At 60.3% G+C, this 11,782-nt stretch carries 13 protein-coding genes; 9 read left to right on the forward strand and 4 right to left on the reverse strand.

Features of this window, described 5'->3' with window-relative positions:
• Nucleotides 1–64: 64 nt before the first annotated feature.
• The 4 genes from IB277_RS19535 to IB277_RS19550 all read right to left on the reverse strand — a co-directional run bounded on the left by IB277_RS19535 (nucleotide 65) and on the right by IB277_RS19550 (nucleotide 2,147).
• Complete coding sequence (locus IB277_RS19535; RefSeq protein ID WP_029742565.1) at nucleotides 65–445, reverse strand: type II toxin-antitoxin system HigA family antitoxin; 381 nt, start codon at nucleotides 443–445, stop codon at nucleotides 65–67.
• 17 nt (nucleotides 446–462) lie between these two features.
• Nucleotides 463–906, reverse strand: coding sequence for a type II toxin-antitoxin system HigB family toxin (locus IB277_RS19540; RefSeq protein WP_246812756.1), 444 nt, complete (start codon nucleotides 904–906; stop codon nucleotides 463–465).
• Nucleotides 907–967: 61 nt separating this feature from the next.
• Nucleotides 968–1,399 (reverse strand): hypothetical protein, encoded by a 432-nt coding sequence (locus tag IB277_RS19545; RefSeq protein ID WP_192371379.1) that lies wholly within the window; start codon nucleotides 1,397–1,399, stop codon nucleotides 968–970.
• A gap of 4 nt (nucleotides 1,400–1,403) precedes the next feature.
• Nucleotides 1,404–2,147, reverse strand: coding sequence for a hypothetical protein (locus IB277_RS19550; protein WP_192371380.1), 744 nt, complete (start codon nucleotides 2,145–2,147; stop codon nucleotides 1,404–1,406).
• Between the two features lie 134 nt (nucleotides 2,148–2,281).
• Between IB277_RS19550 and IB277_RS19555 the strand changes: the two genes are divergently transcribed.
• From IB277_RS19555 to IB277_RS19595, 9 genes are all read left to right on the forward strand, one after another.
• Nucleotides 2,282–2,536, forward strand: coding sequence for a helix-turn-helix transcriptional regulator (locus IB277_RS19555; RefSeq protein WP_192371381.1), 255 nt, complete (start codon nucleotides 2,282–2,284; stop codon nucleotides 2,534–2,536).
• Nucleotides 2,537–2,779: 243 nt separating this feature from the next.
• Nucleotides 2,780–4,270 carry an amidase gene (locus IB277_RS19560; protein WP_192371382.1) on the forward strand — a complete coding sequence of 497 codons (1,491 nt, stop codon included), beginning with the start codon at nucleotides 2,780–2,782 and terminating at the stop codon, nucleotides 4,268–4,270.
• Nucleotides 4,271–4,560: 290 nt separating this feature from the next.
• Nucleotides 4,561–5,061: an NADH-quinone oxidoreductase subunit J gene (locus IB277_RS19565; RefSeq protein WP_034796791.1), complete on the forward strand. Its 501-nt coding sequence runs from the start codon at nucleotides 4,561–4,563 to the stop codon at nucleotides 5,059–5,061.
• Nucleotides 5,061–5,363: an NADH-quinone oxidoreductase subunit NuoK gene (gene nuoK, locus IB277_RS19570; protein WP_192371383.1), complete on the forward strand. Its 303-nt coding sequence runs from the start codon at nucleotides 5,061–5,063 to the stop codon at nucleotides 5,361–5,363. Before IB277_RS19565 ends, nuoK begins: the two co-directional genes overlap by 1 nt.
• A 4-nt stretch (nucleotides 5,364–5,367) precedes the next feature.
• Entirely contained in the window at nucleotides 5,368–6,831 is a 1,464-nt protein-coding gene (locus IB277_RS19575) for a monovalent cation/H+ antiporter subunit D family protein (protein WP_192371384.1), read from the forward strand.
• Complete coding sequence (locus IB277_RS19580; protein ID WP_192371385.1) at nucleotides 6,828–7,082, forward strand: hypothetical protein; 255 nt, start codon at nucleotides 6,828–6,830, stop codon at nucleotides 7,080–7,082. Before IB277_RS19575 ends, IB277_RS19580 begins: the two co-directional genes overlap by 4 nt.
• Nucleotides 7,075–8,850, forward strand: a complete 1,776-nt coding sequence (locus IB277_RS19585; RefSeq protein WP_192371386.1) for a Na(+)/H(+) antiporter subunit D — start codon at nucleotides 7,075–7,077, stop codon at nucleotides 8,848–8,850. The genes IB277_RS19580 and IB277_RS19585 overlap by 8 nt, the downstream gene beginning before the upstream one ends.
• An 8-nt stretch (nucleotides 8,851–8,858) precedes the next feature.
• Entirely contained in the window at nucleotides 8,859–10,334 is a 1,476-nt protein-coding gene (locus IB277_RS19590; protein WP_192371387.1) for a NuoM family protein, read from the forward strand.
• Nucleotides 10,331–11,770 (forward strand): NADH-quinone oxidoreductase subunit N, encoded by a 1,440-nt coding sequence (locus IB277_RS19595; protein WP_192371388.1) that lies wholly within the window; start codon nucleotides 10,331–10,333, stop codon nucleotides 11,768–11,770. Before IB277_RS19590 ends, IB277_RS19595 begins: the two co-directional genes overlap by 4 nt.
• Nucleotides 11,771–11,782: the final 12 nt, after the last annotated feature.

Raw genomic sequence — 11,782 nt, forward strand, 5'->3', positions numbered from 1 at the left:
AGCGCATCAACGACGTTGCTCGCCTTGTCGATCGGGCTAATGGGGCGAGCTTAGACGGAATACCTTAGGCCGCCACTTCGCCGATCAGTGAACCAGCCGGGATGTTCCATTCTTTGCTGAGCTTTCTAATCTGATCCAGATTAATTTCCCGTTTTCCGTTCAGAAGATCGGCCGCCCGCGCTTTCGAACCAATGACCGCCACGAGATCGGCGCGCGTGTAGTTGTTCGCAGCCATCACGGACTTGACCACCTCAACAGGGCTCGCCGTCGGGATTGGATAATGCTTGCCCTCGTACTGTTCGATCAGAAGGACGAGCGCGTCAAAGTGCGCAGCTTCCTCAGAGCCTTCTTCGGGTTCGTCTTCGAAATATGGCCGGACTTCCTTCAGTGCGGCGTTGTACTCGGCCTCACTCTGAAGCGTCCGAAACCCTTTCAAATCCAACATGTCGACTTCCTTTCACGTCAGAATTCTTTGACGTCGATCGCATCGTACTGGGCGTGCGTCCCGACAAACAGGACGAAAATCCGCTTGGAACGAAATGCGACCAGCCCCACAATGCGGTACTTGTTGCCGCCGACGTCGAAGATAACCTTGTTGCCGGCCACCAGATCAGCTGAGTTAAATGTCTTCTTTAACTCGCTAAAATTACTCCAGCTTGCCTTCGATGCGGTAGTATACCATTCCGTCATTGCGGCTCGCGCGGTCTCTCTGGGGACGCCTTTCGGCAAGCTATTCCAAAAGCTGACCAGCGCAGATTTAGCGATAACGTTCACTTGAGTCCCTATTTTACGAATTCCCAATTTGGAAACAAGCACAAAGTTTCCATTTTGGGAATTTTGTTGCGAGTCATTTTTTGATAAGATCCAGTCAACGCTGAATGCAAATCTCGGCAGCACGTCTGGCATACCTCCGAATGCGGGTCCAACTCGGAAAACCCGCCATCCCTTTGGCCGCCAGCGATCAAGTTCACTTATGGGGCTTGGTCGCCTTCACCATCTTTGGGACCTTCCGCGAAACCTCCTCAAGCGTCGTCATAACCCGGTTCACCTGCGAGAGCGTGGACGTCAGCTCAGGAGCATATCGGACAATGAGATACTCTTGAGCTGAGGAGAGCGTTGCCACGTGCGCCAGCGTGCGCTTGCGCAAGACAAGTCCTGCGGCCCCCGCTCTTCGGGCCGGCTCGCCAAGGTCATGTTGTAAGTTGTGGATCGGCTCGTCATCGAGGCCTTTCGCCTGAAGAAGAGCATCGAGATAAAGCTCGATGGCATGAAGAGCCAGCAGCCTTTGCGGAAGATGGTTAGGACTGGATGGGTTCTCACCCAGCTTGACGGCGGCGGCTTTGTATTGCGTCGCCAGGTCCAAAACGTCTCGCACGCCCGTTGATTTGCCGAGGTCCATGTTGCTAGATCTCCCCCTCAGAGTGAAACTGCGGGCTGGGTTCCGACCGCGTCGGCAGTCGTTCGTGACGGTACTGATCGTCTCGCGCACCGTTGATCCGGATGAGGTCCTTCAACAGGGTTCGCAGCTGTGGCCAGGGGGCATCCTCAAGTTTGAGGTCCGGGTCGTGCGTAACGATCAGGCAGTGAAGCTTCGCGGCGACTTCGATCACCGAGGAGACCGGTGCAATCAACAGCACCCGCCCCACGACCCCGGTCTGCTCTGCCAGCTCCTGTTCTAGGGCGGCGACTGCGCTGTAGCCAAGGCGCTGATCAGCGTCCTTCCACCGTTTCCGACGCTCGTTCAGTTCCGACTGTCCGGCTACGACATTCAGCCGCGCGATACGATGGATGGCGGCCAACGAGCGGATCGCGACGGCGCCGTCGTCTCCAACGCTTTCAAATTCAGAAATCGGCAAAGCGCCGGCGGCATGCAGCATATTCGAAGCAAGCCGTTTCCTGAGACGACCGGATCGGATGCAGTGATGATGGTAGGCGTACCAGCGAGGCCACAGTTCCCGAACTGGCGTCGGACCGCTCTCCCTTCGCCCGTCAAGTTCTCCGATACGCGCGCTCAGCAGCTGTCCGGCAACAGGCAGAAGGTTGCGACGATTGATCCGGTAGGGCAGGTTTTTGGGGGCACCATCGTCCGCGTATCTATTTCTACGCGTAATTGCAGGCAAAGTTCTGCTAATCTCAGAATCAGCCATGATCCAAGCTCCAACAAGCTAGATTGTGGTTAGGCTGGTCTCGCGTGCTCCAACACGTGGGCCAGCCGATTGCAGCTTAGGAGGGTATCGTTGCCGAGCGAGATGATCAAGCCAAATCACAGCAGTGCTGTGAAATGAATGCTGTTCAGTGCAGACTCGCTCGAGTCGCCATGGGGTGGGGTATTCGGGATCTGGCCGCTGCTGCCGGCGTTTCGAGCCAGACAGTAAGTCGCTTTGAACGCGGTGAACAGCTGCGAACGCGCACTTTAGACCGGATGCGACAGGTGTTTGAAGCGGCTGGGATAGACTTCATCTGCGACGGAGATGGCTTTGGCATAATGATCAGGAGGCCGCACTTGCTGCCGCTGACGGACCCAGAAACGCGCTGACACGATCGGGGGCGCATGTCGCGCCTAGCCGCGCCGATGCCGGCCCAGTGGTTGGCGGCTCAGACCGTCCTGCCGTTTTCGGCTTGCGATTTTCCAGTGACGCCGTGGTCTGAGCTCGTCCCCCCCCCCCCGGCCAGCCGCTTCGGTACGCTCGGTAGACTGGTTGGTTGGCGAGAGAACCCCGGGCTTTCTCAAACCGGGCTTTTCGGAATAGAATCGCTAGCGCAACTCGAGGGGAAGTCCATGCTGGTTGAGTACGACGATCTGGATAGCTTCGGATTGGCGGAACTGGTGAAGGCGGGGGGCGTGTCAGCTCTTGAGCTGGTAGAGACAGCAATCGCAAGGATCGAAACTCGCAATCCGGCTTTAAACGCCGTTGTTCTCACAATGTTTAATCAGGCCCGGAGCGCAGCATCCACTGTGGATATCACTGCGCCGTTCGCGGGCGTTCCATTTTTGATGAAAGACCTGCTGTCAGCGGTTGAGAGTGTGCCCACATCTCATGGCAACCGCCATTGGGCGCAGCTTGCCGCCGGCGGCGATTCCGAAATCGTAAAGCGCTGGAAGAAGGCGGGGTTGATCATCCTCGGCAAGACCAACACCCCTGAGTTCGGGCTGACGCCTTATACAGAATCCGAAACCTTTGGGGCCGCTCGGAACCCATGGGACCTCGAGCGCACGCCGGGCGGCTCCAGCGGCGGATCAGGAGCGGCGGTCGCAGCTCGCATCGTGCCGCTCGCCTCCGGGGGTGACGGTGGCGGCTCGATCAGGATCCCGGCATCGGCCTGTGGGGTGTTCGGGATGAAGCCAACGCGCGGCCGCACCCCGTCTGGCCCCTATATCGGAGAGCCCTGGGCGGGCTTTGCCGTCGAGCATGTACTGACCCGGTCGGTGCGCGACTCGGCCGCTCTGCTCGACTATGTGCAGGGGGCCGACGTGGGTGCGCCTCACTATCTCCCCCCTTACTCGGGCTCATTCCTCGACGCCGTCAGAGGGCCGTCCCGAATACTACGTATCGCGGTTTCCTCAGCGCCGATGCTCGGTGGTAAAGTCGAACCGGAGGTCCTTGCCGCATTCGCCGATGCGACAAAGCTGCTCTCAGATCTTGGTCACGAAGTCGTCGAGGCAGCGCCCCAAGTCGACGCGGAGGCATTCTCACTATCGTTTCTCACCGTGCTCGCCGCGGAACTGCGTGTGGACATGGAAGACGCGGCTTATGCGGCCGGTGTTCCGATCAGGGTCGAGGATTTCGACGCTTCCACGATCGGCATGGGCCTGCTCGGACAGGCTTTCTCCGCAAGCGATCTTGCAAAGGCCCTGCGCTACCTCAAGCTGGCGGCGCGCGGCGTCAGTTCCTTCTTCGAGACCCGTGACGTGCTGATGACGCCAGTGCTTTCGCGCTTACCCCCGCCGATCGGGGCGCTCCAGCCTTCCCCTCAAGAGAAGACGATCATCCGTGCGATCGGCCGCGCCGAGGCCGGTTGGTTGCTTCGAAAGCTTGGGATTGCCGAACGACTTGCCGCAGACACGTTCGCCTTTATGCCCTGGACGCCGGTGTTCAACGTGACCGGACAGCCTGCAATGTCGGTACCGCTTTTCTGGACGGACGGCGGTTTGCCGATCGGCACGCATTTCGTCGGACGCTTCGGCGATGAGGCAACATTGTTCCAACTCGCTGGCGAACTTGAACGGGCGCGACCATGGTCTGACCGAAAGCCGCCTCTTTGCAGGTGAAGGATGACACGACCGCTCGACGAGATTGAAGGCGTATAATCGCATAAAATATCGTCTGGAGCACCTTTGCTAGCAGCGAGCGCGGCCAAGAGGCTCGATGCACCCGCATGTCGCTCGCCAAGAGGCTCGCATCGACGACCTATCAAGCCTCATTCAACTAAGTTGCAGACAATATTCTTGTGAAAAACCGTTCCTTGGGGCACAATTTATAAACGCAACTGAAACTGCGGCGCTCCCTGAATTCCGGCCATCAAGCGCCGCGGAATAGTTCGCGCGGGAGAGGCTGCGTCATGGGCCAGGGGTTCTTCCTTCTGTTTGCTGCGGGGGCCGTCGTTACCGCCCTTACGGTCGTCCTGGCACGGAACCCTGTTCATAGCGCATTGGCGCTGATGGCGTGTTTCTTGCAAATCTCGGCAATTTTCGTCCTGCTCGAAGCGCCGCTCCTCGCAGTCGTGCAGATCTTCGTCTATGTCGGCGCCATCATGGTCCTCTTCCTGTTCGTGATCATGATGATCGACGTGCGCGAAGCGGTACTGCAGCGTTTTGTGCCGGGGCGAAATCTGCCCGCACTGACCCTCCTCGTCCTGCTTGGGGTCGAGATGCTTGCGCTTGTGCTCTGGAGCGGTCGCTTTTCGGCGGTTGAGCCCGTCGCGTCGCGCGGCGGTGACCAGGTGAGGCAGCTGAGCACGGTCCTTTTCGCCGATTATCTCCTGCCGTTCGAAGTCGCTTCGATCATCCTTCTAGCGGCACTCGTTGGTGCCATCGTGCTCGCCCGGAAGGAGACCGGGTGATGGTTCCGCTCTGGTGGTACATTTCGCTCGCCGTGATCCTCTTCGTGATCGGAGCCGCGGGTGTGCTGCTGAGGCGCAACATCCTGGTCGTGCTGATGTCGCTGGAGCTTATGCTCAACTCGGTCAACATCAATTTCATCGCCTTTGGACGGTACTACGGTGACTTTCGCGGGCAGATCTTCGCGATCTTCGTCATCGCCATCACCGCGGCGGAAGTTGCCGTCGCCCTCGGCATTCTGGTCGCCCTCGTGAGGAACAAGCCCACCCTCAAGGTCGACGACGTGACGACGATGAAAGGATAGCGGCTTGGATCCGGTGCTTTCAATCCGGCCGCTACTTGCCGTCGCCGTCGCAGGGCTGGCGGCACTGGCAGTTCTCGTTTTGAACAAGCACGACAAAATCCGGGATGCCGTCTCGCCGCTTGCTGCGGTCGTCATGTTCGCGATCGTCATCTCGATGGCACCCACGGTGCTTTCGGGTGGTACGCTCGATCTCCGCCTGTTCGAGATCCTGCCGGGCATCGCCTTCGCCTTCCGCGTCGATGCGCTCGGCATGGTGTTTGCCACCGTTTCCTCGCTCCTTTGGATCGTCGCAGCGGTCTATTCCATCGGCTACATGCGGCACCTGAACGAGCACGCGCAGACCCGCTTCTTCGCCTGCTTTGCCACCAGTCTCGCCGCCGCCGTCGGGGGTGCTTTCGCGGCCAATCTGTTCACACTGGTGATCTTCTACGAGGTGCTGAGCCTCGTGACCTATCCGCTCGTCTACCACCACGAGGACGAAGAGGCCTGGGCAGGCAGCCGAAAGTATCTCGTCTACCTGATGGGCGCATCGAAAAGCGTGCTTCTTGCCGCGCTGGCGCTGACCTACCAGATTGCCGGATCGCTCGACTTTGTGCCCGGGGGCCTGATGGCGAGGGTGGACGCCTCGGCGCCGCTGCTGACGATTGTCTATTTCTGCTACCTTTTCGGCTTCGCCAAGGCCGCCGTGATGCCGATGCACGCCTGGCTGCCCGCCGCAATGGTTGCACCGACGCCGGTGAGCGCGCTCTTGCATGCAGTGGCCGTGGTCAAGATGGGCGTGTTTTGCGTGTTGCGCTTGGTGTTCGATGTCTTCGGCGTGGATCTGGTCGCAAGGCTGGGGCTCGGCATCGCAACGGCCTATCTCGTCTCCTTCACCATCCTTATGGCGTCGATCTATGCTCTGACCCGCGACGACCTGAAGGCGCGGCTTGCCTATTCGACGGTGAGCCAACTCTCCTACGTGGTGCTGGGTGCTGTGCTTTTGTCTCCGGTCGCGATGATCGGCGGCATCATTCATATCGCCGTGCACGCCTTCTCCAAGATCACGCTGTTCTTCTGCGCCGGATCGATCTACTGCGCCTCGGGAAAACGAAACATCAGCGACATGGCCGGCATCGGCCGCCGGCTGCCCTGGACGATGGGAGCCTTTTTCGTCGCTTCGCTGAGCATGATCGGCGTGCCGCCAACAGCGGGGTTCGTCAGCAAGTGGTATCTTGCGCTCGGCTCGGTCGAAGCCGGCGAGATGGCTTTCCTCGTCGTCCTCCTGGCAAGCTCGGTCCTCAACGCTGCCTACTTCCTGCCGGTGAGTTATATCGCCTTTTTCGGAACAGAGGCGCCGGGAGAGGCAGAACCTGTCCGGGAAATTCCGCTGGTAACGATCCCGCTGGTGGCGACCGCTGCCCTGTCGCTGCTGATGGGCATCTTCCCCGGTTATTTCATCGCCTTGGCGGAAGGAGTGGTCAGATGATCAGGAACATCGTCGATTTCTTTGGCGACGAGCGCTATGCGCGGTCTCGCCGCCGGTTGTTCTATCTCGTGCTCGTTCTGATCGTCGTCGCCGATTCCCTGGTTCCGCGCGACCACGCCGAATATCTGTGGGACCGCTTGCCCGGCTGGTCGGCGGCTTATGGTTTCGGCTCCTGCGCGCTCATCATTTTCGTCTCAAAGTTCCTCGGCCACCAAGTCGGCCTCATGCGGCGCGAGGACTACTATGATTGACTTCGTCCATCCCGGCATCCTGTTCATTCTCGGCGCCGTGCCAATCCCGTTCCTGAAGGGATCGGTCCGCAAGGTCTTTCTGGTGCTCGTTCCTGCTCTGGTCATCGTCGCGGTGTTGACGATGGAGCCAGGCAGTTATGGCGCGGCGCGCGTCTTCGGGCAGGAAATCCTGTTTGCAAAGGTCGACAAGCTCAGCATCGTCTTTGCCACCGTCTTCACCATCATGGCGCTGATCGGCATGGTTTACGCGCTGCATCTGCCGCGGGCAGGTCAGCATGTGGCGGCCTTCGTCTATGTCGGCAGTGCGCTCGGTGTGGTGTTTGCCGGTGACTATCTGACCCTCTACCTCTTCTGGGAGGGCATGGCGTTCGCCTCTGCCTATATGGTCTTTGCGCAAGGGGGCGAACGCGCGATCCGTGCGGCCTTCCGCTATCTGATGGTGCACGTCACGGGCGGCGTCGCTCTGCTTGGTGGCATCGTGCTCCACGGGTTCGCCGCCGGTTCATTGCTCTTCGGTCCGATCGCCGGAGGCGGTGCCGCGGGAGCAATGGATATTGGCGGCTATCTGATCCTTGCGGGCTTTTTGTTGAATGCCGCGGTGCCGCCGCTGAACGCCTGGCTGACGGACGCCTATCCCGAAGCGACCGTCACAGGGGCGGTGTTCATGAGCGCCTTCACCACCAAGACGGCCGTCTACGTGCTGGCGCGCGCATTCCCGGGGACCGAGCTTCTCGTCTGGCTCGGTGCTGTGATGGCACTCTACGGCGTCATCTACGCGGTGTTGGAAAACGACTGTCGGCGGCTGCTTGCCTATCACATCGTCAGCCAGGTGGGTTACATGGTGGCGGGCATCGGGATCGGCACTGAAATGGCGGTAAATGGAGCCACCAGCCATGCCTTCGCACACATCCTTTATAAGGCGCTTCTCTTCATGGGGGCAGGGGCGGTGATTGAGGTCACCGGACGGCGGAAACTGACCGAGCTCGGCGGGCTCTACAAAACCATGCCGCTGACGGTGGCGCTCTATATGGTTGGCGCCTTCGCGATCTCAGCCTTTCCGTTCTTCTCGGGTTTCGTCACCAAGTCGATGGTGATCGCCGCCGCCGGTCAGGATCACAGGGCACTCGTGGTTCTGGTACTCACGATGGCATCGGCAGGCACGTTCCTGCACACGGGCCTCAAGCTACCGTACTACATGTTTTTCGGGCCTGATCGAAAGCTGGAGGCGCGCGAGCCCCCCAGTAACATGCTGGTTGCGATGGGTATGGCGGCAGTGCTCTGCATCGCGATTGGCGTGTTCCCGGGACCGCTCTATGCGCTCCTTCCCTATCCGGTCGCCTTCGAGCCCTATACGGGCGCGCATGTCACCGAGAGCCTCGGTCTGCTGATGTTTACCGCACTGGGCTTCGTGCTGTTCCTGAAAGCGCTCGATCCGGAAAATACCATCAGCATCGATACGGACTGGTTCTACCGCAAGGGGGCGCGAGCCTTCCTGTGGTTCGCCGAGAGACCGCTGGCGCGATACGAAAAGGCAGTGAGCAATGTGTCCGACGCTCTGGTCCTGCCGCTCCTGCACGGGACGGCGCGCGCCGGACTGCGGGTGGATCTTAACGGCGTCGATGCGGCGGTGAACGGGCTTGCCCGCGCCATCCTTGCTGGCGGCGGCGCGTTGCGGCGGTTGCAGACCGGCATGGTCACCCACTACGCGTTGGCGATGATCGCCGGCGTGATCGCGGCGATCACTGTTTTTGCCGTCGTGTGGCAGTAGGGGGTGTGATGGCGTTCCCGCTCCTCAGCCTGATCGTCTTCATACCGGCCGCCGGGGCGGCGGTCTTGATGCTTCTGCGCAGCGACGAGGCGGTGCGGTGGGCAGCGCTCGCCTTCACCTTGCTCGACGTGGCGCTCGCCATTGCGATGCTGTCCGGTTTTAATACCGGGAGCCCAGAGATGCAGTTTGTCGAGAAGCACCCGTGGGTGCCGGCGCTCGGCATATCCTTTGCGCTCGGCGTCGACGGCATCAGTGCGCTCTTCGTGTTCCTGACCGCGCTTTTGGGCTCTGTCTCGGTGCTCGCCTCATGGGTCGCCATCGACCGCAAAGTGAAGCAGTTCATGGTCTGCCTGCTCGCCATGCAGACCCTGATGTTGGTCGTATTCACGGCCCTCGACCTGTTTCTGTTCTATGTCTGCTGGGAGGCGATGCTGATCCCGATGTATCTGATCATCGGGGTCTGGGGCGGCAATGGCCGGGTCTATGCGGCGTTCAAGTTCTTCCTCTACACCCTGGCGGGCAGCCTCCTGTTCCTGATCGGCGTCATCGTTCTTTACTTCGAGGGCGGCAGGACGTTCGACATCCTTGCCTTGATGGCACTCGACCTGCCGTTCGACATTCAATCCTGGCTGTTTTTTGCCTTCCTCGTCGCATTCGCGGTCAAGGTGCCGATGGTCCCGCTCCATACCTGGCTGCCGGACGCCCATGTGCAGGCTCCGACGGCCGGCAGCATCATCCTTGCCGGCGTACTCCTGAAGATGGGGGCCTATGGATTCCTGAGGTTCTCGCTGCCGATGCTGCCGGAGGCTTCAGTCTATTATTCGACCTTGATGATGGCGCTCTCGGCACTCGCGATCGTTTATGGCGGGCTGCTTGCCTTGGCGCAGGACGATTTGAAGAAGCTGGTGGCCTATTCCAGTATCAGCCATATGGGCTTCGTGACGCTTGGGATTTTTGCCCTCAACCCGCTCGGGCTTCAAGGCAGCATCCTGCAGATGTTCAATCACGGCGTGACGACCGGCGCGCTCTTTCTGTTCGTCGGCCTGATCTACGAGCGCACCCACACCCGCAGCATCGCCGACTATGGCGGCTTGATGAAGGTGGCTCCCGTTTACACCGGATTTCTGGCGCTGTTCGTGCTGTCGTCGATGGCGTTGCCGGGAACGAACGCGTTCGTGGGCGAGTTGCTGGTGCTGTCGGGCGGGTTTGCGGCCAACCTCACCCTTGGCGCAGTCGCCGTATCGGGCGCATTGCTGAGCGCGGCCTATCTGCTTGGCATGTACCGGAAAGTGGCGCTCGGTCCGGCAACCGTCGGCGCGCGGTTCAAGGTTCGTGACGTCAATGGCCGCGAACTGGTGGCGATCCTGCCGCTTGCCGTCTTCGTGCTTTGGGTCGGGTTCTACCCCAAGCCCTTTCTCGCCATCATCGACAGCTCGGTCACGCATCTTTTGCAGCAGGTCCACGACAGGGGGAACGGCCCATGACCGCCGCAACGCTCCTTGCGTCGATCCTTGTAAGCCTGCCCGAAATCATCGTGATTGTCGGGTCCTCAATCCTGTTGATTGGCGGGCAACTCTTGCCGAAGGGAAAGGACGCTCTTCTTGTCTGGGCGTCGGTCGCGGTCGTGCTGCTTGCCGTCCTGGCGACATTCACGCTGTCAGGAGAGGCGCAGCCGGCCTATGCGGGCATGTTCGTCACCGACCCCTTCTCCATCTTCTTCAAATCGCTGTTCTACCTGTCGATCCTGCTCACGTTCCTGCTCTCGCGAAACTATGCCAATATCGAAGGGATCGGCGGCAGCGAATACTATGTGCTGCTGCTGCTTGCGCTCGCCGGCATGATGATCATGGCGTCTGCGACCGATCTCCTGTCGATCTATGTCGGCCTCGAACTGATGGTGCTGTGCACCTACGTGCTGACCGGCTTCCTTCGGCGTGAACAACGCTCAAACGAGGCGGCGCTCAAATACGTCATCCTCGGCGCCGTCTCGACCGGGATTTTTCTTTACGGCGTCTCGCTGGTCTACGGCCTTACCGGCACGACGCAACTGGATCGGATGGCGGCGGCAGTCAGCAATGATCCGCTCGATCCGGGCTTGCTGCTTGCGGTGGTCTTCATCGTCGCGGGGCTGGTCTTCAAGATTGGCGCGGTGCCGTTCCACATGTGGGTGCCGGATGTCTACGAGGGTGCCCCGACGACGGTTACCGCCTTCATGTCCGTCGGGCCCAAGGCGGCAGGCTTTGCGGTAATCCTCAGGGTGTTCCTCAACCCGTTGGTCGCAAGCTCCAACGTCTGGATCATACTGGCCGTTATCGCGGTGGTGACGATGGCGCTCGGCAGCTTCGTGGCGCTGGTGCAGGATAACTTCAAGCGCCTGCTCGCCTATTCCAGCATCGCCCATGCCGGCTTTGCCATTTTGGGCATCGTTGCCGGCGGTGCAGACGGGATCGCCAGCGTAATGCTCTACCTTCTGATTTACACCTTCATGAACCTCGGCATCTTCGGCGCCGTCATCATGATGCGCAACGGCAATTTCTCGGGCGAAGTCATTGAGGACTATTCCGGCTTCGCCAAGCGGCATCCGGGGCTGGCGCTGTTGATGTTGCTCTATCTGTTTTCGCTGGCTGGCATTCCGCCGACGGCAGGCTTCTTTGCAAAGTTCTACGTTCTGGTCGCGCTCGTCGAGCGTGGTTTCGTCCTTTTGGCGGTGATCGCGGTGCTCCTGAGCGCCGTCGCCGCCTATTTTTACATTCGCATCGTCATGGTGATGTTCATGCGCGAACCGGAGCGGGCGTTCGAGCCGGCCCTGACGCCCCTCGTCGGTGCCGCACTCGCCGTCACCGCCGCCGGCACGATTGGCATCGGCCTGTTTCCGGCGTGGTTTCTGAAGCTCGCCCAGCAGTCGGCCTTCGGCGGCTGAGCGATCGCATTT

The organism is Ensifer sp. ENS07, from assembly GCF_014852185.1.
GTDB classification, from domain to species: Bacteria; Pseudomonadota; Alphaproteobacteria; order Rhizobiales; family Rhizobiaceae; genus Ensifer; species Ensifer adhaerens.